Origin of the sequence: Azohydromonas sediminis (assembly GCF_003574675.1) — a bacterium.
Taxonomy (GTDB): Bacteria; Pseudomonadota; Gammaproteobacteria; order Burkholderiales; family Burkholderiaceae_C; genus Calidifontimicrobium; species Calidifontimicrobium sediminis.
The window spans coordinates 1-26,190 of the sequence record NZ_QOAZ01000041.1; the positions used below are offsets into that span (position 1 = coordinate 1).

Annotated in this window: 24 protein-coding genes and 2 tRNA genes; 13 read left to right on the top strand and 13 right to left on the bottom strand. The window is 70.9% G+C overall.

Going from position 1 to position 26,190, the window contains the following annotated elements; translation table 11 throughout:
• Both DRV96_RS15820 and trxB read right to left on the bottom strand, forming a co-directional pair.
• On the bottom strand, positions 1-377 hold a 377-nt coding region (locus DRV96_RS15820), incomplete at its 3' end, for a transposase (RefSeq protein ID WP_473199544.1).
• 61 nt (positions 378-438) lie between these two features.
• The gene (gene trxB, locus DRV96_RS15825; protein WP_119292917.1) at positions 439-1,398 is read right to left on the bottom strand and encodes a thioredoxin-disulfide reductase; all 960 of its coding nucleotides are present in this window, start codon (positions 1,396-1,398) and stop codon (positions 439-441) included.
• A 223-nt stretch (positions 1,399-1,621) separates the two neighbouring features.
• On the opposite strand from trxB, the gene DRV96_RS15830 reads away from it, so the two are divergent.
• From DRV96_RS15830 to DRV96_RS15865, 8 genes are all read left to right on the top strand, one after another.
• Complete coding sequence (locus DRV96_RS15830; protein WP_119292919.1) at positions 1,622-2,290, top strand: Crp/Fnr family transcriptional regulator; 669 nt, start codon at positions 1,622-1,624, stop codon at positions 2,288-2,290.
• A gap of 58 nt (positions 2,291-2,348) precedes the next feature.
• Positions 2,349-4,706 (top strand): DNA translocase FtsK, encoded by a 2,358-nt coding sequence (locus tag DRV96_RS15835; RefSeq protein ID WP_119292921.1) that lies wholly within the window; start codon positions 2,349-2,351, stop codon positions 4,704-4,706.
• On the top strand, positions 4,703-5,326 hold the full coding sequence (gene lolA / locus DRV96_RS15840) for an outer membrane lipoprotein periplasmic chaperone LolA (protein WP_119292923.1): 624 nt from the start codon (positions 4,703-4,705) through the stop codon (positions 5,324-5,326). The genes DRV96_RS15835 and lolA overlap by 4 nt, the downstream gene beginning before the upstream one ends.
• A 94-nt stretch (positions 5,327-5,420) precedes the next feature.
• The gene (locus DRV96_RS15845; RefSeq protein WP_210757079.1) at positions 5,421-6,701 is read left to right on the top strand and encodes a replication-associated recombination protein A; all 1,281 of its coding nucleotides are present in this window, start codon (positions 5,421-5,423) and stop codon (positions 6,699-6,701) included.
• A 179-nt stretch (positions 6,702-6,880) separates the two neighbouring features.
• A complete protein-coding gene (locus DRV96_RS15850; RefSeq protein WP_119292927.1) occupies positions 6,881-7,804 on the top strand; it encodes a branched-chain amino acid ABC transporter permease in 924 nt (307 codons plus the stop codon).
• A gap of 10 nt (positions 7,805-7,814) precedes the next feature.
• Positions 7,815-8,897: an ABC transporter permease subunit gene (locus DRV96_RS15855; RefSeq protein WP_119292929.1), complete on the top strand. Its 1,083-nt coding sequence runs from the start codon at positions 7,815-7,817 to the stop codon at positions 8,895-8,897.
• A 13-nt stretch (positions 8,898-8,910) separates the two neighbouring features.
• The gene (locus tag DRV96_RS15860; protein WP_119292931.1) at positions 8,911-9,681 is read left to right on the top strand and encodes an ABC transporter ATP-binding protein; all 771 of its coding nucleotides are present in this window, start codon (positions 8,911-8,913) and stop codon (positions 9,679-9,681) included.
• A gap of 13 nt (positions 9,682-9,694) precedes the next feature.
• Positions 9,695-10,414 carry an ABC transporter ATP-binding protein gene (locus tag DRV96_RS15865; protein ID WP_210757078.1) on the top strand — a complete coding sequence of 240 codons (720 nt, stop codon included), beginning with the start codon at positions 9,695-9,697 and terminating at the stop codon, positions 10,412-10,414.
• A gap of 85 nt (positions 10,415-10,499) precedes the next feature.
• On the opposite strand, the gene DRV96_RS15870 is transcribed toward DRV96_RS15865, so the two are convergent.
• The gene (locus tag DRV96_RS15870; protein ID WP_119292933.1) at positions 10,500-11,540 is read right to left on the bottom strand and encodes a CDP-6-deoxy-delta-3,4-glucoseen reductase; all 1,041 of its coding nucleotides are present in this window, start codon (positions 11,538-11,540) and stop codon (positions 10,500-10,502) included.
• A gap of 107 nt (positions 11,541-11,647) precedes the next feature.
• Here DRV96_RS15870 and DRV96_RS15875 point away from each other — a divergent pair, with 107 nt between their 5' ends.
• Positions 11,648-12,550, top strand: coding sequence for an NAD-dependent epimerase/dehydratase family protein (locus DRV96_RS15875; protein ID WP_119292935.1), 903 nt, complete (start codon positions 11,648-11,650; stop codon positions 12,548-12,550).
• On the opposite strand, the gene DRV96_RS15880 is transcribed toward DRV96_RS15875, so the two are convergent.
• From DRV96_RS15880 to DRV96_RS15890, 3 genes are all read right to left on the bottom strand, one after another.
• Positions 12,528-13,556 (bottom strand): S1C family serine protease, encoded by a 1,029-nt coding sequence (locus tag DRV96_RS15880; RefSeq protein ID WP_119292937.1) that lies wholly within the window; start codon positions 13,554-13,556, stop codon positions 12,528-12,530. The two genes, DRV96_RS15875 and DRV96_RS15880, sit on opposite strands and share 23 nt — an antisense overlap.
• An 86-nt stretch (positions 13,557-13,642) precedes the next feature.
• On the bottom strand, positions 13,643-14,251 hold the full coding sequence (locus tag DRV96_RS15885) for a rhomboid family intramembrane serine protease (protein ID WP_119292939.1): 609 nt from the start codon (positions 14,249-14,251) through the stop codon (positions 13,643-13,645).
• Between the two features lie 50 nt (positions 14,252-14,301).
• Positions 14,302-14,386, bottom strand: a tRNA-Leu gene (locus DRV96_RS15890).
• A 99-nt stretch (positions 14,387-14,485) separates the two neighbouring features.
• Here DRV96_RS15890 and cysM point away from each other — a divergent pair.
• Genes cysM through DRV96_RS15905 form a run of 3 tightly spaced genes read left to right on the top strand, consistent with a single transcriptional unit; the run spans position 14,486 to position 16,216 of the window.
• On the top strand, positions 14,486-15,391 hold the full coding sequence (cysM, locus tag DRV96_RS15895; RefSeq protein ID WP_119292941.1) for a cysteine synthase CysM: 906 nt from the start codon (positions 14,486-14,488) through the stop codon (positions 15,389-15,391).
• A gap of 10 nt (positions 15,392-15,401) precedes the next feature.
• On the top strand, positions 15,402-15,941 hold the full coding sequence (locus DRV96_RS15900) for an NUDIX domain-containing protein (protein WP_119292943.1): 540 nt from the start codon (positions 15,402-15,404) through the stop codon (positions 15,939-15,941).
• Positions 15,942-15,976: 35 nt separating this feature from the next.
• Positions 15,977-16,216: a sulfurtransferase TusA family protein gene (locus DRV96_RS15905; RefSeq protein WP_259374472.1), complete on the top strand. Its 240-nt coding sequence runs from the start codon at positions 15,977-15,979 to the stop codon at positions 16,214-16,216.
• Positions 16,217-16,229: 13 nt separating this feature from the next.
• On the opposite strand, the gene galU is transcribed toward DRV96_RS15905, so the two are convergent.
• A complete protein-coding gene (gene galU / locus DRV96_RS15910) occupies positions 16,230-17,096 on the bottom strand; it encodes a UTP--glucose-1-phosphate uridylyltransferase GalU (RefSeq protein WP_119292945.1) in 867 nt (288 codons plus the stop codon).
• 84 nt (positions 17,097-17,180) lie between these two features.
• Between galU and DRV96_RS15915 the strand changes: the two genes are divergently transcribed.
• Positions 17,181-18,158 (top strand): NAD(P)-dependent oxidoreductase, encoded by a 978-nt coding sequence (locus tag DRV96_RS15915; protein ID WP_119292947.1) that lies wholly within the window; start codon positions 17,181-17,183, stop codon positions 18,156-18,158.
• Here the strand turns inward: DRV96_RS15915 and DRV96_RS15920 are convergent.
• The 6 genes from DRV96_RS15920 to DRV96_RS18455 all read right to left on the bottom strand — a co-directional run.
• Entirely contained in the window at positions 18,100-20,940 is a 2,841-nt protein-coding gene (locus tag DRV96_RS15920; protein ID WP_119292949.1) for a valine--tRNA ligase, read from the bottom strand. The genes DRV96_RS15915 and DRV96_RS15920 overlap by 59 nt on opposite strands.
• A gap of 64 nt (positions 20,941-21,004) precedes the next feature.
• Positions 21,005-21,080, bottom strand: a tRNA-Thr gene (locus tag DRV96_RS15925).
• A gap of 29 nt (positions 21,081-21,109) precedes the next feature.
• Positions 21,110-22,123 carry a class 1 fructose-bisphosphatase gene (locus DRV96_RS15930; protein ID WP_119292951.1) on the bottom strand — a complete coding sequence of 338 codons (1,014 nt, stop codon included), beginning with the start codon at positions 22,121-22,123 and terminating at the stop codon, positions 21,110-21,112.
• A 3-nt stretch (positions 22,124-22,126) separates the two neighbouring features.
• A complete protein-coding gene (gene pepN, locus DRV96_RS15935; protein ID WP_119292953.1) occupies positions 22,127-24,829 on the bottom strand; it encodes an aminopeptidase N in 2,703 nt (900 codons plus the stop codon).
• Between the two features lie 51 nt (positions 24,830-24,880).
• A protein-coding gene (gene prfB / locus DRV96_RS15940) for a peptide chain release factor 2 (protein ID WP_119292955.1) occupies positions 24,881-25,985 on the bottom strand; the annotation gives its coding sequence in 2 pieces (ribosomal slippage) (positions 24,881-25,903 and positions 25,905-25,985; 1,104 coding nt in all).
• A partial coding sequence (locus DRV96_RS18455; protein ID WP_419187062.1) for a hypothetical protein occupies positions 25,902-26,190 on the bottom strand: 289 nt, incomplete at its 5' end. The genes prfB and DRV96_RS18455, both read right to left, overlap by 84 nt.

The following is a 26,190-nucleotide window of genomic DNA, read 5'->3' on the forward strand; positions in this document are numbered from 1 at the left end:
AGCCGCGCCAGCTCGCGCCCGCTGCCCACGCCTTCGAGCGTGGCGTACAGCCACAGCGCAAACAGGATGCGCGGGTCGATCGCCGCGCGTCCGGCATTGCTGCCGCGCGCCTTGATCGCATCGGTCAGCCGGCTCAGGTCCTGCCGCTCGACGTAGCCCCATACCAGCCGCGCTCGGTGGTCCTCGCCCAGCAGCGACTCCAGGTCCGATGCCCGCAGTTCGATCTGCTTGCGGTTGGGCTGCAGCAGCCGCGGCGGCTGCGCGCGCAGCGCAAAGGCTCGCGCTTGCGCGGCGGCCTGCGCTGCTTGCTCATCGACGGGCGCCAAGTCCTCGAACAAAACCCCGGCCACGCTGTCTTGGTGCTTCGGATCGCTCATGCCCAACAGCAAGCCAGAGACATGCCAGCACGAGGGCAGCGGACGAAAAACTCTCACGCTCTCAGCCCTGCTGCTGCTCGAGGAAACGCTGCGCGTCCAGCGCGGCCATGCAGCCGGTGCCGGCGCTCGTGATCGCCTGGCGGTAGACGTGGTCCTGCACGTCGCCGGCGGCGAACACGCCGGGCACGCTGGTCATCGTCGCCATCCCCTCCAGACCGGAGCGGGTGACGATGTAGCCGTCCTTCATCTCGAGCTGGCCCTTGAAGATGTCGGTGTTGGGCTGGTGACCGATCGCGATGAAGCAGCCCTTCAGCGCCAGCTGCTTGGTGCTGCCGTCCAGCGCGTTCTTCAGCCGCACGCCGGTCACGCCGCTGGCGTCGCCGAGCACCTCGTCGAGCGTGTACCACAGGTGCAGCTCGATCTTGCCGGCGGCGACCTTGTCCATCACCTTGTCGACCATGATCGGCTCGGCGCGGAATTTGTCGCGCCGGTGGATCAGGTGCACCTTGGTCGCGATGTTCGACAGGTACAGCGCCTCTTCGACGGCGGTGTTGCCGCCACCGACGACGCACACCTCCTCGCCGCGGTAGAAGAAGCCGTCGCAGGTCGCGCAGCCGCTGACGCCGCGGCCCATGAACGCCTGTTCGCTCGGCAGGCCGAGATACTTCGCGCTCGCCCCCGTGGCGACGATCAGCGCGTCGCAGGTGTAGCTGCCGGCGTCGCCCTTGAGGCGGAACGGCCGCTGCGACAGGTCGACCTCGTTGACGTGGTCGAACACGATCTTCGTGTCGAAGCGCTCGGCGTGCTGCTGGAAGCGCTGCATCAGCTCGGGCCCTTGCACGCCCATCACGTCGGCGGGCCAGTTGTCGACCTCGGTCGTCGTCATCAGCTGACCGCCCTGCGCCATCCCGGTGATCAGCACCGGCTTCAGGTTGGCGCGCGCGGCGTAGATCGCCGCGGTGTAGCCGGCAGGGCCGGAGCCCAGGATCAGCACCCGGGCGTGGGTCGAAGGCGTGTTCATCGGAGGAGCTCGCAGGCGATGGGCAGGGGAGGGCGGCGGCCGAGTGCGAGGCGTCGCGTCGGCCCCACGGCGCAGCATAGCCGGCGCCACTTCCGCGTGCCGATCAGCCACTTGGTCGGCACAATAGTGAAATTCTAGGCGTTTGCGGCGATTCGATAGCGGGGTGGTGGGACGACCCGCGGCCGCGATCGGCACCACGACACCACAACGAAAGGGCCAGCCGATGTCGATGTTGTCCAACCTGGACTTGATCCGCCGCGTGCCGCTGTTCTCGATGCTGACGGCCGACCAGGCGCAGGTCATCGCCGACAGCGTCGTCAAGCGGCGCTTCCGCCGCGGCGAGATCGTCGTCGAGCAGGGGCGCAAGAGCAACGCGCTGTTCATCCTGCTCAACGGCCGCGCGCGCGTGCTGACGTCGGACTCGCGCGGGCGCGAGGTGATCCTCGCGGTGCTGCAGGCCGGCGACTACGTCGGCGAGATGAGCCTGATCGACGGCGAGCCGCACTCGGCCACCGTGCGCGCCGAGATGCAGACCGACATGCTCGTGCTCGGGCGCAGCGAGTTCGCGCGCTGCCTGCCCGAGCCGACGAGCCTGGCCTACGCGATCCTGCGCGGCCTGGTCGCACGGCTGCGCGCCGCCGACCGGCAGATCGAGTCGCTCGCGCTGCTCGACGTCTACGGCCGCGTCGCGCGGGCGCTGCTCGACATGGCCGAAGACGACAAGGGCGTCAAGATCATCCGCAGCAAGGTCTCGCGCCAGGACCTGGCCAAAGTCGTCGGTGCGTCGCGCGAGATGGTCAGCCGCGTGATGAAGGACCTCGAGGAGCGCGGCCACATCGAGACGCAGGACAACGGCTGGGTCGTCTTGAAGGACCGGCTGCAGCGCGACTGAGCCGCGCCACCCGCACGCGCGGGCGGCTGGGCTCGCGAATCGGGCCACAATCGTGGCCATGACGTTTCCGTTGGGATCGCTGCGCAGCGAGGCGGCCGGCGTGTCGCCCGCGCGCAAGGGCACGCAGGCGGCCGCGGCTGCCGAGTCGGAGGCGGGCCTGCGCTGGCCGCGTCGCGTCGTGCTGTCGCTGGCCGCGCTGGTGTGGTTGCTCGGCGTGCTCGCGCTGGCGACGCACCACCCGGGCGATGCGGCCTTCACGACTTCGGGCGACGGTGCGCCGGTGCGCAACGCCGTCGGGCGGGTCGGCGCCTACCTGTCCGACGTCGCACTGTTCGCGTTCGGGTGGTCGGTGTGGTGGCTGCCGCTGGTCGCGCTGCGCGCCTGGCTTGGTGCGCTCGCGCGTGCACTGCGCCGCAGCGACGGCGCCGAGCCGCCCGCGGTGCCGTGGACGTCGGCGCGCTGGGTCTGGACCGGCACCGCGATGCTGATGGCCGCCAGCTGCGCCCTCGAGTGGACGCGCCTGTACCACTGGGAGTCGACGCTGCCGGGCCACGCCGGTGGCGTCGTCGGCGCGACGCTCGGGCCGCTGAGCATGACCTGGCTGGGCTTCGTCGGCTCGGGCGTCACGTGGATCGCCGCACTCGTGCTCGGCAGCGCGCTCGCGCTGCGCTTCTCTTGGCTGCGCTGGGCCGATGCGCTGGGCGCGTGGATCGTGAGCCTGCGCGAGCGTCGCGAGGAGCGCCGCCAGCGCGCCGAGGACCTGCGCCTGGGCGAGGCGGCGCTGCGCGCGCGCGAGCAGGTCGTCGAGACCGAGCGCGAGCACATCGCCGAGCACGAGCCCATCGTGATCGAGCCGCCCGTCGTCTCGGTGCCGAAGTCGGAGCGCGTGGCCAAGGAGCGCCAGCAGCCGCTGTTCACCGAGCTGGCCGACACCAGGCTGCCGCAGGTCGACCTGCTCGACGCCGCGCCGCCGCGGCAGGAGTCGGTGACGCCGGAGTCGCTCGAGATGACGAGCCGGCTGATCGAGAAGAAGCTCAAGGACTTCGGTGTCGAGGTGCGCGTCGTCGCCGCCGCGCCCGGGCCGGTGATCACGCGCTACGAGATCGAGCCGGCCACCGGCGTCAAGGGCGCGCAGGTCGTCAACCTCGCGAAGGACCTGGCGCGCTCGCTGAGCCTGGTCAGCATCCGCGTCGTCGAGACGATCCCCGGCAAGACGACGATGGCCCTCGAGCTGCCCAATGCGAAGCGGCAGACCATCCGGCTGGCCGAGATCCTCGGCTCGCAGGCCTACAACGACGCCGCGTCGCAACTGACGCTCGGCCTGGGCAAGGACATCGTCGGCGCGCCGGTCGTCGCCGACCTGGCCAAGATGCCGCACTGCCTGGTGGCCGGCACCACCGGCTCGGGCAAGTCGGTGGGCATCAACGCGATGATCCTCAGCCTGCTGTACAAGGCCGAGGCGCGCGACGTGCGGCTGATCCTGATCGACCCGAAGATGCTGGAGCTCAGCGTCTACGAGGGCATCCCGCACCTGCTGTGCCCCGTCGTCACCGACATGAAGCAGGCGGCCAACGCGCTGAACTGGTGCGTGGCCGAGATGGAGCGGCGCTACAAGCTGATGAGCAAGCTCGGCGTGCGCAACCTCGCCGGCTACAACCGCAAGATCGCCGACGCCGCCGAGCGCGGCGAGCCCATCGGCAACCCGTTCAGCCTGACGCCCGAGCAGCCCGAGCCGCTGGATCGCCTGCCGCACATCGTCGTCGTGATCGACGAGCTGGCCGACTTGATGATGGTCGTCGGCAAGAAGATCGAGGAGCTGATCGCGCGGCTGGCGCAGAAGGCGCGCGCGTCGGGCATCCACCTGATCCTCGCGACGCAGCGCCCGAGCGTCGACGTCATCACCGGCCTGATCAAGGCCAACATCCCGACGCGCATCGCGTTCCAGGTCGCGAGCAAGATCGACAGCCGCACGATCCTCGACCAGATGGGCGCCGAGGCGCTGCTCGGCCAGGGCGACATGCTGTACCTGGCCAGCGGCACCGGGCTGCCGGTGCGCGTGCACGGTGCCTTCGTCAGCGACGACGAGGTGCACCGCGTCGTCGAGTATCTGAAGGCGCAGGGCGAGCCCAACTACATCGAGGGCCTGCTCGAGGGCGGCACGCTCGACGGCGACGGCGGCGCGGCCGGCGGCGAGGCGGGTGCCGGCGGTGGCGGCGAGAGCGACCCGCTGTACGACCAGGCGGTGGCGATCGTGCTGCAGCACAAGCGCGCGTCGATCTCGCTCGTGCAGCGCCACCTGCGCATCGGCTACAACCGCGCCGCGCGGCTGCTGGAACAAATGGAGCAGGCCGGACTCGTATCGCCGATGGCCTCCAACGGCAACCGCGAGATCCTCGTGCCGCGGCGCGACGAATGAGACCCGCGCTGCACCGGCGTGCGCTGATCGTGGCCGTCGCGCTGCTGCCCGCGCTCGCGCGGGCCGACGCCGTCGATACGCTGCGCGAGTTCGTGCGCGAGGTCAAGAGCGGCCGCGCCGCGTTCACGCAGACCGTCACGTCGCCCGACGGCAAGCGCACGCGCACGTCGAGCGGACGCTTCGAATTCGCGCGCCCCGACCGCTTCCGCTTCGCCTACACCAAGCCGTTCGAGCAGCTGATCGTCGGTGACGGCCAGCAGGTGTGGATCTACGACCCCGACCTGCAGCAAGCCAGCGTGCGCCCGATGGCGCAGGCGCTCGGCGCGACGCCGGCGGCGCTGCTGACCGGCAGCGCGATCGAGCGCGACTTCGACCTCGTCGCGCTGCCGGCGCGCGACGGCCTCGAGTGGGTGCAGGCGCGGCCCAAGCGGCCCGAGGGCAGCAGCTTCGAAGTGCTGCGCGTGGGCTTCGCCGGCAGGCAGCTGGCCGCGGTCGAGATCGTCGACGGCTTCGGCCAGACTTCGGTGCTGCGCTTCAGCGACGTCGAGCAGGGCGTCGCGCTGCCGCCCGAGACGTTCCGCTTCGCGCCGCCGGCGGGCGTCGCGGTGCTGCGGCCGTGAGCCGTCGCGCGTGAACGCGCCCAATCCCTCGCTGTTCGACGACGCCGACCCCGCGCCGGCGCCGGCGGCGGCCGACGCGCCGCTGGCCGAGCGCATGCGCCCGCGCACGCTCGACGAGGTCATCGGGCAGGCGCACCTGCTCGGCCCCGGCAAGCCGCTGCGCGTCGCATTCGAGCGCGGGCAGCCGCACTCGATGATCCTGTGGGGCCCGCCGGGTGTGGGCAAGACGACGCTCGCGCGGCTGCTCGCGCAGATCGCCGGCGCCGAGTTCATCGTCATCTCGGCGGTGCTCGGCGGCGTCAAGGACATCCGCGACGCCGTCGAGCGCGCGCAAGCCGCGCGCGCGGCCGGCCGGCGCAGCATCGTCTTCGTCGACGAGGTGCATCGCTTCAACAAGGCGCAGCAGGACGCGTTCCTGCCGCACGTCGAGTCGGGGCTGTTCACCTTCGTCGGCGCGACCACCGAGAACCCGTCGTTCGAGGTCAACTCGGCGCTGCTGTCGCGCGCGACCGTGCACGTGCTGCAGCCGCTCGCGCCGGCCGACCTCGCGCGGCTGCTCGAGCGCGCGCGCGCCGTCCTCGGCGCGCCGCCGCTGACCGACGCGGCGCGTGAGCGCCTCGTCGCCTACGCCGACGGCGACGCGCGCCGGCTGCTCAACGCGTACGAGAACCTCGTGCGCTCGGCCGGCGCCGTCGACGTGCTCGACGAGGCGGCGCTCGAGACGGCGCTCGGCGAGATGCTGCGCCGCTACGACAAGGGCGGCGAGCAGTTCTACGACACGATCTCGGCGCTGCACAAGGCGGTGCGCGGCTCCGACCCCGACGCGGCGCTGTACTGGCTCGTGCGCATGCTCGACGGCGGCGTCGATCCGCGCTACGTCGCGCGCCGCGTGCTGCGCATGGCCAGCGAGGACATCGGTCTGGCGGACCCGCGCGCGCTGCGCCTGGCGCTCGACGCGGCCGAGGTCTACGAGCGCCTGGGCTCGCCCGAGGGCGAACTCGCGCTCGCGCAGGCGGTGGTCTACCTCGCGGTGGCGCCGAAGTCCAACGCCGTCTACCGCGCGTGGAACGAGGCGCGCGCGTTCGTCAAGCGCGACGGCACGCGGCCGGTGCCGCTGCGGCTGCGCAACGCGCCGACCGCGCTGATGAGGGACCTCGACTACGGGCGCGGCTACCGCTACGCGCACGACGAGGCGGGCGGCTTCGCCGCCGGCGAACGCTACCTGCCCGACGACCTGCCCGACGTCACCTTCTACGAGCCGGTGCCGCGCGGCCTCGAGCTGCGCATCGGCGAGCGGCTGGCCGAGCTGCGTGCGGCCAACGCGCGCGCCGCCGCCGCCCGTGCCACGGACGCCCCCACCGGGTCGCAGGGGTAAGCTCCGCCATAGGGCGCCCTTGGGCGCCCCTACAATCCGCGCCGCCCTGCCGATCCGGCGGCGCCCGGTGATCCCGTTGGCGCGAAACGCGGCCGGGAACCGGCCTGCATCCACAGGCCGACGGCACGGGTCCCGCGGGGGCACGCGTGCCGTGGGCGGGCACACACGGGAGACCCTCGATGGAGATCTTGTTTCAGCAGATCATCAACGGTCTGGTGCTGGGCAGCATGTACGCGCTCGTCGCACTGGGCTACACGATGGTCTACGGCATCATCGGCCTGATCAACTTCGCGCACGGCGACGTGCTGATGGTGGGCGCACTCACCAGCTGGACCGTCGTCACGCTGCTGGCCGCCAGCGGCCTGCCGGGCTGGCTGGTGATGCTGATCTCGCTGGCGTGCGCGATCGTGATCTGCGCGACGCTGAACTTCACGATCGAGAAGGTGGCCTACCGGCCGCTGCGCAGCGCGCCACGGCTGGCGCCGCTGATCACCGCGATGGGCATGAGCCTGCTGTTGCAGACGCTGGCGATGATCATCTGGAAGCCCAACCCCAAGCCGTACCCGCTGCTGCTGCCGACCGACCCGATCAACCTCGGCGGGCCGGTGATCAGCGTGACGCAGGTGCTGATCCTGGTGACCACCGCCGTCGTGCTGACGGTGCTGATGTTCATCGTCAACAAGACCAAGCTCGGGCGCGCGATGCGCGCCACCGCCGAGAACCCGCGCGTGGCCGCGCTGATGGGCGTCAAGCCCGACATGGTGATCTCGGCGACCTTCATCATCGGCGCGTCGCTCGCGGCGGTGGCCGGCGTGATGTGGGCCGCCAACTACGGCACGGTGCAGCACTCGATGGGCTTCCTGCCCGGGCTCAAGGCGTTCTGCGCCGCGGTGCTCGGCGGCATCGGCAACCTGGCCGGCGCGGTGGTCGGCGCGCTCGTGCTCGGGCTGGTCGAGGCGATCGGTGCGGGCTACCTCGGCCAGCTCACCGGCGGCGTGCTGGGCAGCCACTACGCCGACATCTTCGCCTTCGTCGCGCTGATCCTCGTGCTCACGCTGCGCCCGCAGGGCCTGCTCGGCGAGCGCGTGGCCGACCGGGCTTGAGGAGGCGTCCGTGAAGAGCCAGAAACTCGTCGTCTTCCTGATCGCGGCGCTCGCGCTGATCGCGCTGCCGCTGGTTGCGCAGCAGTTCGGTCAGGGCTGGGTGCGCATCATGGCCATCGCGCTGCTGTACGTGATGCTCGCGCTGGGGCTGAACATCGTCGTCGGCTACGCCGGGCTGCTCGACCTCGGCTACGTCGCGTTCTACGCCGTCGGCGCGTACATGTTCGCGCTGATGGCCAGCCCGCACCTGTTCGAGACCTTCGAGTGGATCGCCGCCGCGTTCCCGAACGGGCTGCACACGCCGATCTGGGTCGTCGTGCCGCTGGCCGCGTTCCTCGCGGCGATCGCCGGCATCCTGCTCGGCATGCCGGTGCTCAAGCTGCGCGGGGACTACCTGGCCATCGTCACGCTGGGCTTCGGCGAGATCATCCGCGTGTTCATGAACAACCTCGAGCACCCGGTCAACATCACCAACGGCCCGCGCGGGCTCGACCGCATCGACCCGATGACGATCTTCGGCTTCAGCTTCGGGCGGCCGCTGGACATCGGCGACTTCCGCATTCCGTCGGTGACGCTGTACTACTGGCTGTTCCTCGTGCTCGTCGTCTTCAGCGTCGTCATCTGCTACCGCCTCGAGCGCTCGCGCATCGGCCGCGCGTGGATGGCGATCCGCGAGGACGAGATCGCCGCCAAGGCGATGGGCATCAACACGCGCAACATGAAGCTGCTCGCGTTCGCGATGGGCGCGACGTTCGGCGGCGTCTCGGGCGCGATGTTCGCGGCGTTCCAGGGCTTCGTCTCGCCCGAGTCGTTCAGCCTGATGGAGTCGATCATGATCGTCGCGATGGTCGTGCTCGGCGGCATCAGCCACCTGCCGGGCGTGATCCTGGGCGCGCTGCTGCTGGCCGCGCTGCCCGAGGTGCTGCGCTACGTCGCCGGGCCGCTGCAGGAGCTCACCGGCGGGCGCCTCGACGCGGCGATCCTGCGCCAGCTGCTGGTGGCGCTGGCGATGATCTCGATCATGCTGCTGCGCCCGCGCGGGCTGTGGCCCTCGCCCGAACACGGCAAGGCCGCGCCGGCGCCGGTGCGCTGAGAAGGGGGCGGCGATGGCAGCCACCGTTCTCAAGGTGCAGGGCGTCAGCAAGCGCTTCGGCGGCCTGCAGGCGCTGTCGGACGTCGGCATCACGATCGAGGAGGGTCAGGTCTACGGCTTGATCGGCCCCAACGGCGCCGGCAAGACGACGTTCTTCAACGTCATCACCGGGCTGTACATCCCCGACTCGGGCACGTTCGAGCTCGGCGGGGCGCCGTACAAGCCCGCCGCGGTGCACGAGGTCGCCAAGGCGGGCATCGCGCGCACGTTCCAGAACATCCGCCTGTTTCCCGAGATGACCGCGCTCGAGAACGTGATGGTCGGCCGCCACGTGCGCACCGGCTCGGGGCTGGTCGGCGCGATCTTCCGCACCGCGGCGTTCAAGGCCGAGGAGGCGGCGATCGCGCAGCGCGCGCAGGAGCTGCTCGACTATGTCGGCATCGGCCGCTACGCCGACTACCGCGCGCGCACGCTGAGCTACGGCGACCAGCGGCGCCTCGAGATCGCGCGCGCACTGGCCACCGACCCGAAGCTGATCGCGCTCGACGAGCCCGCGGCCGGCATGAACGCGACCGAGAAGGTCGTGCTGCGAGAGCTGATCGACCGCATCCGCAACGACGGGCGCACGATCCTGCTGATCGAGCACGACGTCAAGCTCGTGATGGGGCTGTGCGACCGCGTCACGGTGCTCGACTACGGCAAGCAGATCGCCGAGGGCACGCCGGCCGAGGTGCAGAAGGACCCGAAGGTGATCGAGGCCTACCTCGGCGCCAGCCACCACTGAGGGGCGCGACCGCATGACGACGAACCCGATCCTGTTGAAGGTCAGCGGCCTGAAAGTGGCCTACGGAGGCATCCAGGCCGTCAAGGGCATCAGCTTCGAGGTGCGGCAGGGCGAGCTGGTCAGCCTGATCGGCGCCAATGGCGCCGGCAAGACGACGACGCTGAAGGCCATCACCGGCACGCAGCCGGTGGCCGACGGCGACATCGAATACCTGGGCCGCAGCATCAAGGGCCAGGGCGCGTGGGACCTGGTCAAGCAGGGCCTGGTGATGGTGCCGGAAGGGCGCGGCACCTTCACGCGCATGACGATCACCGAGAACCTGCAGATGGGCGCCTTCGTGCGCAGCGATGGCGAGATCGACGCCGACATCGACAAGGTGTTCACGCTGTTCCCGCGCCTGAAGGAACGGCGCCACCAGCTCGCCGGCACGATGTCGGGCGGCGAGCAGCAGATGCTCGCGATGGGGCGTGCGCTAATGGCGCGGCCCAAGGTGCTGCTTCTCGACGAGCCGTCGATGGGGTTGAGCCCGATCATGGTCGACAAGATCTTCGAGGTCGTCGACGACATCCACAAGCGCGGCACGACGATCCTGCTCGTCGAGCAGAACGCCGCGCGCGCGCTCGGGCTGGCCGACCGCGGCTACGTGATGGACTCGGGCCAGATCACGATGGACGGCGAGGCCAAGGCGCTGCTCGACGACCCGAAGGTGAGGGCCGCGTACCTGGGCGAGTGAGGGGCGCTTTCAGCCGTGGACCGACTTGTGGCTTCCACTCACGTCGGCTGCGTCGACATCAGTGTCCGCCGCAAGCATCCGGCCGCTACGCGGCCGGATGCTTGTCCGCTTCCGACGTGAAGCTGTCGGCGTAGAACTCGTCGGCCGGCAGGCCGCAGCGCTCGACGAAGTCGCGCCGCGCGGCGTCGACCATCACCGGCGCGCCGCACGCATAGACCTGGTGTTGCGACAGGTCGGGCAGGTCGGCCATCACGGCGTGGTGCACGAAGCCGGTGCGCCCCGTCCAGCCGTCGTCGGCGCGCGGCTCCGACAGCACCGGCACGTAGGTTAGGTTTGGCATCTCGGCCGCGGCCTGCAGCGCCCACTCGTGCAGGTACAGGTCGGTGCGCGTGCGGCAGCCCCAGTACAGCACCGCCGGGCGGTCGATGCCCTTCATCTTCATGCGCTCGACGATGGCCTTGATCGGCGCGAAGCCGGTGCCGCTGGCGAGCAGCACGATCGGCTTGGCGCTGTCCTCGCGCAGGAAGAAGCTGCCGAACGGGCCTTCGACGCGCAGGATCTCCTTTTCCTTCATCGCGCCGAACACGTGGTCGGTGAACTTGCCGCCGGGCATGTGGCGGATGTGCAGCTCGACGGTGGGGCTCTGCTGCAGCGTGTGCGGCGCGTTGGCCATGCTGTAGCTGCGCCGCGCGCCGTCGCGCAGGATGAACTCGAGGTACTGGCCGGCGCGGTACTTGAACGCGACATTGGCCGGCAGCTGCAGCGTGACGATCGCGACGTCGGGCGCGGGGCGCTCGATGCGCTGCACACGCGCGGGCATCTTCAGCACTGGGAACTCGCCGGCGCCGGGCACGCTGCGCGCCTCGACGACGCAGTCGGTGGTCGGTGTCGCGCAGCAGGTGAGGATGTACCCCGCCTCCTCCTCGGCCACCGAAAGCGCCTTGAGCTGGTGCGCGCCGTGGATCACGCGGCCTTCGAGCAGCTTGCTCTTGCACGAGCCGCAGGCGCCGTCGCGGCAGCCGTACGGCAGGCCGACGCCGGCGCGGATCGCCGCGGCGAGGATCGGTTCGTCGCGCGCGACGTCGAAGCTGACGCCGGCGGGCTGGATCGTGACTTTGAACGTCATGGCGGGGAGGGACCGTTGCGGCGGCGGCGCCGCGTGCACACGTACACTGCGCGGCCGCGGGGACGCGGAGACGGGATTGTGCCCGCAGCCCCGCGACCCTGGTGCGCATGAGTCCGACCGCTGCCGCCCGTCGTCCGTCGCTGCTGATCGTCGGCTGCGGCGACGTGGGCCTGCGCGTGCTGCGCCTGCTGCGCGGGCGCTGGCGCGTCTACGCACTGACCTCGACGCCGGCGCGCCGTGCCGCGCTGCGTGCCGCCGGCGCCGTGCCGCTGGTGGGCGACCTCGACGACGCGGCCACGCTCGGCCGGCTCGGCGCGCTGGCCGACGCGGTGCTGCACCTGGCGCCGCCGCCGTCCACCGGCGACACCGACCCGCGCACCGCGCGCCTGCTGCGTGCGCTGGCGCGCGCCGGCCGCGTGCAACGCCTCGTCTACGCCAGCACGACGGGCGTCTACGGCGACTGCGCCGGCGCGCGCTTCGACGAGACGCGCGCCGTCGCGCCGGCGACCGACCGTGCGCGCCGCCGCGTCGACGCCGAGGCGCGGGTGCGCTGGTTCGGTCGCGCCACGGGTGCTGCGGCGAGCGTGCTGCGCATTCCCGGCATCTACGCGTTCGACCGCGACGGCGGCGATCCGCGCGACCGCGTGCGTCGCGGCACCCCGGTGCTGGCGGCGGTCGACGACGTCTACACCAACCACGTCCACGCCGACGACCTCGCGCGCGCGTGCGTCGCGGCGCTGCTGCGCGGCGCGCCCCAGCGCGTCTACCACGTGTGCGACGACGGCGAGCGGCGCATGGGCGAGCACTTCGACCTCGTCGCCGACCTCGCCGGGCTGCCGCGACCGCCGCGCCTGTCGCGCGACGAGGCGCGCACGCAGCTGTCGCCGATGCAGCTGAGCTTCCTCGGCGAGTCGCGCCGGCTCGTCAACGCACGCCTGAAGCGCGAGCTGCGCGTGCGGCTGCGCTATCCGACCGTCGAAGACGCGTTCAGATCCCTCGCGGACGGCTGAGCGTCGACATGCGGTCGACGCTGCGCAGCGTCAGCGTGTGCATGCCGTCGGCGCGGCGCACCTCGAGCGTCACGTCGCGCTCGGGCGCGCCGCCGGCCCACAGCGTCTTCCACAGCGTGTCGAGCGAGCGCACCTCGGTGCCGTCGATGCGCACGATGCGGTCGCCCGGACGCACGCCGCCGGCGGCGGCCGGGCTGTCGGCGCTGACGCGCACGACACGGACCTGGTCCATCTGCTGCGTGCAGTTCAGCCCGAGCCACGCGCGCCGGCTGGCCGCCGAGCTGCCGCGCGCGAGCAGCTCGCCGAGGATCGGCTCGAGCAGCGTCACCGGCACGAACAGGTTGCCCGGCACGCTGCGCGGGTCGTCGGCCGGCAGCGTGTCGGCCAGCGCGAGCGAGCCGATGCCCACCAACTCGCCCTTCAGGTTGAACAGCCCCGCGCCGCTGTGCATCGGCAGCGGCGGCGCGGTGAACAGCGCGTCGTCGATGTGGTATTCCCAGTAGCCCGAGAAGGCGCGCTGCGACATCAGCCGCGCGACGCCGACCGCGGCGTCGCTGCCGCCGCTGGCGGCCATCAGCGGCGCGTCGGCATCGGGCTTGCCGCGCGCCAGCGGCACCGGCTCGACGCGCAGCGGCACCAGCGGGCGCACGAGGCCGAAGCCGGTGGCCAGGTCGTAGGCGACGACGCGCGCCGGCACCTCGCGCCCGGGCTCGACCTCGAGCGTGACCGACTCGGCCTCGAGCACGAGGTAGCCGATCGTCAGCACGAGCCCGTCGCGGTCGATGACGACGCCCGAGCCCGAGCGCTGGCGGCCCAGCGTCGCGTTCGACTGCGCGTCGTCGACGGCGGTGGCGCTCAGCCCGACGACGGCGCGCGCCGCGCGCTCGAGCGCGCGCACCGCGTCCTCGTCGGGTCGGGCCGTGGCCTGGGCCTGCGCGACGACAGCCCACGCGGCCGCGATCAGCACGAGGCCCGTGCGGCGAATGCAACGCAACCAGCGCGTCATGGCCCACCTCCCCCGACGACACGACGGGTGCAAGGATGCGACAGCGCGCGCGACCGACCGCGCGGCAGGGCTATTCGCGGTGGCGGCTACCAGCGGCGGCGGCCGCGGAACGGCGACTGGCCGCGCCAGTAGCGGATCATCAGGAAGCCGCCGAGCATGCCACCCAGGTGCGCGAAGTGCGCGACGCCGCTGCGCCCCGTCATGCCGAGCACCAGCTCGAGTACGCCGAACACGATCACGAAGGTGCGCGCCTTCATCGGGATCGGCGGGAACAGCGGCATGATCGTGCGGTTCGGGAACAGCATGCCGAACGCGAGCAGCAGCCCGTACAGCGCGCCCGACGCCCCGACGGTCGGGTACGGCGAGCCCATCACGAACGTCACGAGCAGCTGCGTCAGCGCCGCCGTCAGCAGGCTCGCGAGCAGGAACTGCAGGTAGCGCCGCTCGCCCCACAGCCGCTCGATCTCGCTGCCGAACATCCACAGGCCGAGCATGTTGAAGAACAGGTGGCCGACGCTGCCGTGCAGGAAGCCGTAGGTCACGACCTGCCACGGCATGAAGCGCCCGCTTTGCAGCGGCCACAGCGCCATCATCGCCTCGAGCGGGCCGAACACCGCCGGCAGCACCGCGCCGGCGAAGAAGATCGCCACGCAGGCGATGAGCAGCGTCTTGGTGACTCGTGGGATCGGGGGCATGGCGGGTGTCGAGCGGTGGCGGCGCTCGGCGCGGCGGTCGTTTCGGGGGGTGGTGCCCGGGGCCGGACTCGAACCGGCACGCCTTGCGGCGGGGGATTTTGAGTCCCCTGCGTCTACCGATTTCGCCACCCGGGCCGGTGGATGCGAAGGCAGCTTCGCGCCGATGGATTATCACACGCCCCCTTCGCGGCCCGCGGTGCGCTGCGAGAATGGAACCTGGTTGGAGAGCGCGCGATGCCCACCTACAAGACCCTCGAAGACGCGATCGGCCGCACGCCGCTGGTGCGGCTGCAGCGCGTGCCCGGCGCCGACCACGCGCGGCGCGGCAACGTGTTCCTCGGCAAGCTCGAGGGCAACAACCCGGCCGGCTCGGTCAAGGACCGGCCGGCGATCAGCATGATCCGCCGTGCCGAGGAGCGCGGCGAGATCAAGCCCGGCGACACGCTGATCGAGGCCACCAGCGGCAACACCGGCATCGCGCTGGCGATGGCCGCCGCGATGCGCGGCTACCGCATGGTGCTGATCATGCCGGAGGACTTGTCGATCGAGCGCGCGCAGACGATGAAGGCCTTCGGCGCCGAGCTGATCCTCACGCCCAAGAGCGGCGGCATGGAATACGCGCGCGACCTCGCCGAGCAGATGCACAAAGACGGCAAGGGCCGCGTGCTCGACCAGTTCGCGAACCCCGACAACCCGCGCATCCACTACGAGACCACCGGCCCCGAGATCTGGGAAGACACCGAGGGCACCGTCACGCACTTCGTCAGCGCGATGGGCACCACCGGCACGATCACCGGCGTCAGTCGCTTCCTGAAGGAGAAGAACCCGGCCGTGCGCATCGTCGGCGCGCAGCCGAGCGAGGGCTCGCGCATTCCGGGCATCCGCAAGTGGCCGCAGGAGTACCTGCCGAAGATCTACGACCCGAAAGCCGTCGACGAGCTGGTCTACGTGACGCAGTCCGATGCCGAGGCGATGGCGCGGCGCCTCGCGCGCGAGGAGGGGCTGTTCTGCGGCATCTCGGCGGCTGGCGCGTGCTGGGTCGCGCTGAAGATCGCCGAGCAGCTCGAGCGCGCGACGGTCGTGTTCGTCGTCTGCGACCGCGGCGACCGTTATCTCTCGACCGGCGTGTTCCCGGCCTGAGCGTGCGGCCGTGAGCGCCGTCGAGTACCGCTACTGCCCGCGCTGCGCGACGCCGCTGGCGGCGATCGAGGCCGACGAGGACGCCGGCCGCCGCACGCGGCTGCGCTGTCCGGCGTGCGGATTCACGCACTGGAACAACCCGACGCCGGTGCTCGCCGCCGTCATCGAGTGCGCCGACCGCGACGGCCGTCTGCTGCTGGCCCGTAACGCCGCGTGGAGCGGGCGCATGTTCGGCCTCGTCACCGGCTTCCTGGAGGCCGGCGAGTCGCCCGAGGAAGGCATCCGGCGCGAGGTCGCCGAGGAGACCGCACTGCAGGTCGACGCGCTGAGCCTGATCGGCGTCTACGACTTCCAGCGCATGAACCAGGTCATCGTCGCGTACCACGTGCTCGCGCGCGGCGAGATCCGCCTGTCGCCCGAACTCGCCGAGGTGCGCCTCTTCGCGCCGCACGAAGTGCGCTGCTGGCGCGCCGGCACCGGGCTCGCGCTGGCCGACTGGCTGCGCTCGCGCGGGTTCGAGCCGCAGTTCTTCGAGCCGGTGCGCGACTGAATAGAATCGGCGCCTCGGCAGTTCGGGAGTCCCTCATGCAAACCCACATCCAGGTGCACCGCGAACTCGACACCCGTGGCCTGAACTGCCCGCTGCCGATCCTCAAGGCCAAGAAGGCGCTTGCCGAGATGCAAAGCGGCGAGGTGCTCAAAGTCACCGCCACCGACCCCGGCTCGATGCGCGACTTCCAGGCCTTTGCGCGCCAGACCGGCAACGAACTGGTCGAGCAGACGCGCAGCGCGACGGAGTTCGTGCACTACATCCGCCGCCGCTGACGCGCGGCGCGCGTCACAGCGCGAGCGTGCGCAGGAACTCGCGGAAGCGCGGCCCGATCTCGGGGTGCCTGAGCGCGAGCTCGACGTTCGCCTCCAGGAAGCCTTCCTTGCTGCCACAGTCGTAGCGCCGGCCCTCGTAGCGGTAGGCGAACACCTTCTCGCGGCGCAGCAGACCGGCGATGCCGTCGGTGAGCTGGATCTCGCCGCCGACGCCGCGCGGCTGGTGCTCGATCTCGTGGAACACCCCGGGCGTGAGGATGTAGCGCCCGGCCACGCCGAGGCGCGACGGCGCGGCCTCGGGGGCGGGCTTCTCGACGATGCGCGTGACGTCGATCAGGCGGTCGTCGACCGGCGTGCCAGCGACGATGCCGTAGCGGCGCGTGTGCTCGGCGGGCACCTCCTGCACGGCGATGATCGACGCGCGCCATTCCGCGAACTGTTCGACCATCTGCTTGAGCACCGGCGTCTCGCCGACCATCAGGTCGTCGGCGAGCAGCACCGCGAACGGCTCGTTGCCGACCAGGCGCCGGCCGCACAGCACCGCGTGGCCCAGGCCCAGCGCCTGCGCCTGGCGCACGTAGATGCACTCCATGTCGGCAGGCTTGACGCTGCGCACGACGTCGAGCAGCTCCTGCTTGCCCGCCTGTTCGAGGGCTACCTCGAGCTCGAAAGTCATGTCAAAGTGATCCTCGATCGGGCGCTTGTGCCGGCCGGTGACGAAGATCATCTCGCGCACGCCCGCGGCGTAGGCCTCCTCGACGGCGTACTGGATCAGGGGCTTGTCGACGACGGGCAGCATCTCCTTTGGCTGCGCCTTCGTCGCCGGCAGGAAGCGGGTGCCGAGGCCGGCCACAGGGAAGATGGCTTTGTTGACTTTCATCGATCGGTCCACGCGCGGCAGGACATTGCAGCCATTCTGGCACGCAGGCCCCGCACATCGCCGTGACGCAAGACCGCGAACGGCATGGACGTCCTGATCGTCGAGCCGATCGACGCCCAGGTGCTGCAGTGGCTGCACCAGCGCCACGCGGTGCACTTCGCGCCCGAGCTCGCGCGCGAGCCGCGCGCGCTGCGGCACGCGCTGTACAACGTGCGTGCGCTGATCGCGCCCCCGTCGCTGCCGCTCGATGCATCGCTGCTGCACCAGGCGCCGGCGCTGCGCGCGGTGGGCGTCGTCGGCCACGGCGTCGAGATGATCGACACGACGGCGTGCCAGCGCATGGGTGTCGAGGTCGTGCGCGCCGCGGCGGCCAGCGCGCCGGCCGAGGCCGAGTTCGTGATCGGCGCACTGCTGTCGCTGCTGCGCCGCGTGCCGGTCGTGACCGAGGACGGCGCACAGGTCGGGCGCGAACTCGGCGGCGTCACCGTCGGTCTCGTCGGCCTCGGCGCGGCGACACCGGCGCTCGTGCCGCTGCTGGGCGCGTTCGGCTCGCGCGTCGTCGGCTACGACCCGGCGGTGCACGCCACCGACGCGCTGTGGAGCCGCTGGGGCGTGCTGCCGCTGCCGCTGCGCGAACTGATCGAGCTCAGCGACGCGGTGTGCGTGATGCTGCCGTACTTCACGCGCTACCGCGGCCTGCTCGGCGAGCGCGTGCTGCCTTATGCCAAACCCGACCAGGTGCTGGTCAGCCTGTCGCGCTCGAGCCTGTTCGACGAGGCGAGCCTGGCCGACGCGCTGCACAGCGGGCGCATGGCCGCGGCGTGGCTCGACAGCGTCGAGCCCGGCACGCTCGAGCCGGGGCGGCCTCTGTATGGCATCGAGACGCTGCAGGTGACACCGCGGCTGGCCGGCATCACGCGCGAGTCGCGCCGGCGCAGCGCGTGGACGGTGGCGCGGCGCATCGAAGAGCTGCTCGGCGAGCAGCCGCCGGCGCCGCCGGGTTTCAGGCCGACGGTCCCAAGCGCGCCGCTTGATCTCGCAGACGATTCAGCGTCTGCGTGAAGGCCGCCAGACGCTGGCGCTCCTGCTCGACGACCGCCGCCGGGGCGCGCTCGACGAAGCTCGCCTTGCCGAGCTTGGCCTGCGCCTTCGCGATCTCGCCCTCGAGCCGTGCGATCTCCTTGGCCAGGCGTGCGCGCTCGGCCTCGACGTCGACCTCGACGTGCAGTGCGATGCGCAGGTCGCCGACGACCGACACCGGCGCCGCCGCGGTGGCCTGCGCGAACGCGGCCTCGTCGGCGATCACGCGCACCTCGGCCAGCCGCGCCAGCGCGGCGAGCACTGCAGCGGCGTCGTTGACGAAGCCGGCGTCGGCGGTGCCGGCGTGCACGAGCAGCGGCACGCGCTCGGCCGGTGACAGCCCCATCTCGCTGCGCAGCGCGCGGCAGGTGCCTGCGATCGCCTTCAGCCGCGCGATCCACCCGTCGGCGTCGGCGTCGAGGCGCGACAGGTCGGCCTGCGGATACGGCGCCAGCGCCACGCCACCTTCGCGCGCGCGGCCGGCCGCCGGCGCGACCTGCTCCCACAGCTCGGCCGTGATGAATGGGGTCAGCGGGTGCAGCAGCCGCAGCACCGCCTCGAGCACGCGCAGCAGCGTGCGGCGCGTCGCGCGCTGCTGCGCGGGCGTGCCGCGGGCCAGCTGCACCTTCGCGATCTCGAGGTACCAGTCGCAGTACTCGTCCCAGACGAACGCGTAGATCGCGTTGGCGACGTTGTCGAGCCGGTAGTCGGCGAAGCCCTGCGCCACCGCGGCCTCGACACGCTGCAGCTCGTTGACGATCCACTTGTCGGCGGGGGAGAAGTGCAGCGTCGCGTCGGGGCCGCAGTCGCCGGCGCACTCGACGATGCCGCGCTCGACGTCGGTGAGGCCCTGCACCTGCATCAGCACGAAGCGCGTCGCGTTCCAGAGCTTGTTGCAGAAGTTGCGGTAGCCCTCGCAGCGCTTGGTGTCGAAGTTGACGTTGCGCCCGAGCGTCGCGTAGCTGGCCATCGTGAAGCGCAGCGCGTCGGCACCGAAGGCCGGGATGCCGTCGGGGAACTCCTTCTTCGTCGCCTCGCGCACCTTCGGCGCCGTCTCGGGGCGGCGAAGCCCGGTGGTGCGCTTGGCCAGCAGCGGCTCGAGCGCGATGCCGTCGATCAGATCCACCGGGTCGAGCACGTTGCCCTCGCTCTTGCTCATCTTGCGGCCCTGCGCGTCGCGCACGAGGCCGTGGATGTAGACGTGGCGGAACGGCACCTTGCCGGTGAAGTGCACCGTCATCATGATCATCCGGGCGACCCAGAAGAAGATGATGTCGAAGCCGGTCACGAGCACCGTCGACGGCAGGAACAGGTCCTGCTCGACGGTCTTCGCCGGCCAGCCCAGCGTCGAGAACGGCACCAGCGCCGACGAGTACCAGGTGTCGAGCACGTCGGGGTCGCGCTGCAGCGGGCCGGCGTAGCCGTCGGCGGTGGCCTTCGCACGCGCCTCGGCCTCGTCGCGCGCGACGTAGACCTGGCCGTCGATGCCGTACCACGCCGGGATCTGGTGACCCCACCACAGCTGGCGCGAGATGCACCAGTCCTGGATGTTGTGCATCCACTGGTTGTAGGTGTTGACCCACTGCTCGGGCACGAACTTCACTTCGCCGCTGGCCACCGCGTCGATCGCCTGCTGCGCGATGCTCTTGCCGCCGGCGCCAGGCTTGGTCATCGCGACGAACCACTGGTCGGTCAGCATCGGCTCGACGATCTGCCCGGTGCGCGCGCAGCGCGGCACCATCAGCTTGTGTTTCTTCGTCTCGACGAGCAGGCCGAGCGCGTCGAGGTCGGCCACGACGCGCTTGCGCGCGGCGAAGCGGTCCAGCCCGCGGTACGGCGCCGGTGCGTGGTCGTTGATCTTCGCGTCGAGCGACAGGATGCCGATGATCGGCAGCCCGTGGCGCTGGCCGACGGCGTAGTCGTTGACGTCGTGCGCCGGCGTGACCTTGACGACGCCGGTGCCGAACTCGCGGTCGACGTAGTCGTCGGCGATGACCGGGATCTCGCGGTCGGCGAGCGGCAGGCGCACCGTCTTGCCGACGAAGGCGCGGTAGCGCTCGTCGTCGGGGTGCACCATCACGGCGGTGTCGCCGAGCATCGTCTCGGGGCGCGTCGTCGCGACCACGAGCGAGCCGCTGCCGTCGGCGAGCGGGTAGCGGATGTGCCACAGGAAGCCGTCTTCCTCCTCGCTCTCGACCTCGAGGTCGGAGACGGCCGACATCAGCACCGGGTCCCAGTTGACGAGCCGCTTGCCGCGGTAGATCAGCCCCTCCTCGTACAGGCGCACGAAGGTCTCGGTGACGACCTTCGACAGCCGGTCGTCCATCGTGAAGTACTCGCGCGACCAGTCGACGCTGTCGCCGAGGCGTCGCATCTGGTTCGTGATCGTCGAGCCGCTGCGCTGCTTCCACTCCCACACGTGCTTGAGGAACGCGTCGCGGCCGATGTCGTGGCGGCTGATGCCCACCTCCTGCAGCTGGCGCTCGACGACGATCTGCGTCGCGATGCCGGCGTGATCGGTGCCCGGCAGCCACAGCGTGTTGAAGCCGCGCATGCGGTGGTAGCGCGTCAGCGCGTCCATGATCGTCTGGTTGAACGCATGGCCCATGTGCAGCGTGCCGGTGACGTTGGGCGGCGGCAGCTGGATGCAAAACGACGGCTTCGCGGGGTCGAGCGTCGGGGCGCCGATGCCGGCGCGTTCCCACGCCGCGCTCCAGCGCGCCTCGATCGCGGCCGGTTCGAAGGACTTGGCGAGTTCGCTCATGGGGCGGAACGACGTTGGCAAACCCAAAGAAAAGGCCCGGCACTGGGGCCGGGCCTCGGGATCATGGTGCCGGTGAAGAGATTCGAACTCCCGACCTTCGCATTACGAATGCGCTGCTCTACCAGCTGAGCTACACCGGCGCGAACCGCGAATTATAGGCAAGAGCGGATCAGCTCGCCTCGCGGTGGTAGTCGGTGACGCGCTGCACCTCGTTCTTCGAGCCGAGGATCACGCTGACGCGCTCGTGCAGCTTGGTCGGCTGCAGATCGAGGATGCGCTGGTGGCCGTTGGTCGCCATGCCCCCGGCCTGCTCGACGAGGAAGGCCATCGGGTTGGCTTCGTACATCAGGCGCAGCTTGCCCGGCTTGTCGGGCTCGCGCTTGTCCCACGGGTACAGGAAGATGCCGCCGCGGCTCATGATGCGGTGCACGTCGGCGACCATGCTCGCGACCCAGCGCATGTTGAAGTCCTTGCCGCGCGGGCCGTCCTTGCCCGCCAGGCACTCGTCGATGTAGCGCTTCACCGGCGGCGCCCAGTGGCGCATGTTGCTCATGTTGATCGCGAACTCCTTGGTGTCCTCGGGGATGCGCACCTTGTCGTGCGTCAGCACCCACGAGCCCTGTTCGCGGTCGAGCGTGAACATCGCCACGCCGTCGCCGACCGTCAGCACCAGCGTCGTCTGCGGCCCGTAGACGCAGTAGCCGGCCGCGGCCTGCTGCTTGCCCGGCTGCAGGAAGTCCTCCTCGCTGACGCCGCGCGTGTGGCCGACCTTGCGCAGCACGCTGAAGATCGTGCCGATGCTGACGTTGACGTCGATGTTGCTCGAGCCGTCGAGCGGGTCGAACAGCAGCAGGTACTCGCCCTGCGGGTAGCGGTCGGGCACGACGTGGATGCTATCCATCTCCTCGCTGGCCATCGCCGCGAGGTGGCCGCCCCAGTCGTTGGCCTCGATCAGCACCTCGTTGGCGATCAGGTCGAGCTTCTTGACGATCTCGCCCTGCACGTTGCTCAGTTCGGTGCTGCCGAGCACGTCGCCGAGCTCGCCCTTGTTGACGGCGATCGCGATGCGCTTGCATGCGCGCGCGACGACCTCGATCAGCAGGCGCAGCTGTGCCGAGATCTGCCCGTGCTCGCGCTGCTGTTCGACCAGGTACTGCGTCAGGCTGATGCGCCGCTTGTTCATCGTTCAGTCCTCCAGTGCGCGGGTGACGATCTCGCGCACGTCGTTGCTCAGTGCCGGCCGCGCGGCGACGCTGGCGATGGCGTCGCGCGCGAGGCTGCGGTACGGTTCGGCCAGGTGGCGCCAGCGGTCCATCGCGCGTGCGAGCCGCGACGCCAGCTGCGGGTTCTTCGCGTCGAGCTCGAGCAGACGCTCGGCCCAGAAGCGCACGCCGGCGCCGTCGGCGCGGTGCACACCGGCGGCGTTGTGCTGGCAGAACATGTGCAGCAGGCTGCGCGCGCGGTTGGGGTTGGCGAGCGTGAAGTCGGGGTGCGCGAGCAGCGCCTTGACGCGCGCGAACACCGCGCCGTCGCGCTCGGGCGCGCCGGCCTGCAGCGCGAACCACTTGTCGATCACCAGTGCCTCGCCGCGGAACATCGCGTGGAAGCGCTCGAGCGCCGGCTGCGCGAGCTCGGCGTGCGCGTGCACGAGCGCGCGCAGCGCGCCCAGCCGCTCGGTCATGTTGCCGGCGTCCTTGACGCGCTGGTAGGCGCGGCCGGGCCACACCGGGTCGCCGACCTCGACGGCGTGCAGGCACAGCATCGACAGCGCCAGGTTGGCCAGCGCGCGCGCGCCGGACTGCGCCATGTCGGGGCGGTAGCCCTCGCGCACCTGGTGCGTCTCCCAGGCCCAGACCCAGTCGGCGTGCAGCCGCGTGGCCAGCTGCGCGCGCATACCCTCGCGCACCGCGTGCAGGCGCTGCGGGTCGACTTCGGCCAGCGTCTCGGCGACGTAGGCCTCGCTGGGCAGCGTCAGCACGAGTTCCTTGAACGCGGGCGCCAACTGCGGGTGGCGCAGCACGTGGCGCATCGCGTCGACGAAGGCGTCGTCGAGGTGCGGCAGCGCGTGCGCAGCCAGTGCGCGCTGCATGCGCGCCAGCGCCAGGCGCTGTCCGGCTTCCCAGCGGTTGAACGGGTCGGGGTCGTGCGCGAGCAGCACGAGCAGCGCGGCGTCGTCGAGGCCATCGTCGAGGATGACCGGCGCCGAGAAGCCGCGCAGCAGCGACGGCACCGGCTCGCGCTCGACGCCGTGGAAGGTCCACGTCGCACTCGGCCGGTCGAGCACGAGCAGCCGCTCGTCGGCAGCGTCGCCGTCGGGGGTAAGCCGCAGCGGCACCGCGTGGCCGTCGCGGCCGACGAGGCCCGCGGCCACCGGGATCACGAACGGCTGCTTGACCGGCTGGCCGGGCGAGGGCGGGCAGTGCTGCTCGAGCGTCAGCGTGTAGGTGCGCGCATCGGCGTCGTGGGTGCCGCGCGCCGTCACGCGCGGCGTGCCGGCCTGGCTGTACCAGCGCTTGAAGGCGTCGAGCCGCGTGGCCAGCTCGCTGCCGGGGTTGGCGTCGGCAATGGCCTGCGCGAAGTCGTCGCAGGTCACGGCCTGGCCGTCGTGGCGCTGGAAGTACAGCGTCATGCCGCGCGCGAAGCCGTCGCGCCCGACGAGCGCGGCCATCATGCGCACGACCTCGGCGCCCTTCTCGTAGACGGTGGCGGTGTAGAAGTTGTTGATCTCGAGGTAGCTGTCCGGGCGCACCGGGTGCGCCATCGGGCCCGCGTCCTCGGGGAACTGCAGCTGGCGCAGCTGGCGCACGTCGGCGATGCGCTTGACGGCGCGCGTGGCCGGCGACGGCCCGCCGAAATACGGCGGCGACGCGTCGCCGGCCATGTCGGCGCTGAACTCCTGGTCGCGGTAGACCGTGAGCCCCTCCTTGAGCGACAGCTGGAACCAGTCGCGGCACGTGACGCGGTTGCCGGTCCAGTTGTGGAAGTACTCGTGGCCGACGACGCCTTCGATCGCGGCGAAGTCGTCGTCGGTCGCGGTCGCGGGGCTCGCGAGGACGAACTTGGTGTTGAAGATGTTCAACCCCTTGTTCTCCATCGCGCCCATGTTGAAGTCCTCGACGGCGACGACCATGAAGCGGTCGAGGTCCAGCGGCAGCCCGAAGCGCGCCTCGTCCCACGCCACCGCGGCGATCAGCGAGCGCATCGCGTGCTCGGTCTTGTCGAGGTCGCCGCGCCGGACGTAGATCTGCAGCAGGTGCTCGCGGCCTGCACGGCTGACGATCTTCTGCTCGCGCGCGACGAGGTCGGCGGCCACCAGTGCGAACAGGTAGCTCGGCTTCGGGAACGGGTCGTGCCAGGTCGCGAAGTGGCGCCCGCCGTCGAGCTCGCCGTGCGCGACGAGGTTGCCGTTGGCCAGCAGGACCGGGTACTTCGCCTTGTCGGCGCGCAGCGTCACCGTGTAGACCGCCATCACGTCGGGACGGTCGAGGAAGTACGTGATGCGGCGAAAGCCCTCGGCCTCGCACTGCGTGAACAGCCCGCCGCCCGACGCGTACAGCCCCGACAGCTGGGTGTTCTTGTCGGGCGCGATCGTGTTGCGGATCTCGAGCGTGAAGCGCTCGCCGGCCGGCGGGGCGTCGATCACGAGCTGCCCGTCCTCGTGCCGGAAGCTGACGCTGTCGCCGTCGGCGAGCACGCGCAGCAGGTTGAGCTCCTCGCCGTGCAGCTTCAGCGGCTGCGGCGGCGCGCCGGGGTCGCGCTCGATCACGAGCCGGCTGGACACCAGCGTCTTGGCGGCGTCGAGGTCGAAGGTCAGTTCGACCTCGCGGATGCGGTACGGAGGCGGCGCATAGTCTTCGCGCCGCACGACGGTGGCGGGGCCTTCACGCATGGTCGTGGCTTCTTCTCGTGGGGGAGGCAGGCGGCGGACGGCGCGCGGCCGTCACAGGCCCTGCTTCAGGCTGGCGGTGATGAAGGGGTCGAGGTCGCCGTCGAGCACCTTCTGCGTGTTGCTGATCTCGACGCCGGTGCGCAGGTCCTTGATGCGGCTCTGGTCGAGCACGTAGCTGCGGATCTGGTGACCCCAGCCGACGTCGGTCTTGCTGTCCTCGAGCTTCTGCTGCGCCTCGCGCTGCTTGCGCATCTCGTGCTCGTACAGGCGGCTGCGCAGCACGCGCCAGGCCTCGTCGCGGTTGCTGTGCTGGCTGCGGCTGTTCTGGCACTGCACGACGATGCCGGTGGGGATGTGCGTCAGGCGCACCGCGGAGTCGGTCTTGTTGATGTGCTGCCCGCCGGCGCCGCTGGCGCGGAACGTGTCGACGCGCACGTCGGCCGGGTTGATCTCGATCTCGATCGTGTCGTCGACCTCGGGGTAGACGAACAGGCTCGCGAAGCTGGTGTGGCGCCCGCCCGCGCTGTCGAACGGGCTCTTGCGCACCAGCCGGTGCACGCCGGTCTCGGTGCGCAGGTGGCCGTAGGCGTAGTCGCCCTCGACCTTGATCGTCGCGCTGCGGATGCCGGCCACGTCGCCCGGCGTCTCCTCGAGCACCTCGGCCTTGAAGCCCTTGCGCTCGCAGTACTTCAGGTACTGGCGCAGCAGCATCTGCGCCCAGTCCATCGCCTCGGTGCCGCCGGCGCCGGCCTGGATGTCGATGAAGCAGTTGCCGGGGTCCGCCGGGTTGTTGAACATGCGGCGGAACTCGAGCGCCTCGATCTGCTCGCGCAGCTTCTCGGCGTCGGCGGCGATCGACGCCAGCGCGTCCTCGTCGCCCTCGGCCTTGCTCATCTCGTAGAGCTCGCGGCTGTCGGCGAGGTTGCGCGTCAGGTGGTCGATCGTCTCGACCACGGTCTCGAGCGACTTCTTCTCGCGGCCGAGCTCTTGCGCGCGCTTGGGCTCGTTCCAGATCGCGGGGTTCTCGAGCGCGGCGTTGACTTCCTTCAGCCGCAGAGCCTTGCGCTCGTAGTCAAAGATACCCCCGAAGCTGCTCGGTGCGTTCGCTCAGATCGGCCAGCAGCGTGCCGATCGCGTTGATCTGTTCGTTGTCCATCGTCCGGTTCGTTGGAAATTGGATTCGGATTCTGTCACGCCGGGTGCCGGGCCTCGGCGTCAACGGCCGATGCGGCCGTCGATCGCCATGCCGCGAACGTTCGCGCCGTCCTAGGGAAACGCTGAACAAGTACCCGCGCCACGGCGGGATCGCCGTACGCGGGGCGAAACCGAGCGTTTTGGCGCGTTCTACGGCCTCGAGGGCC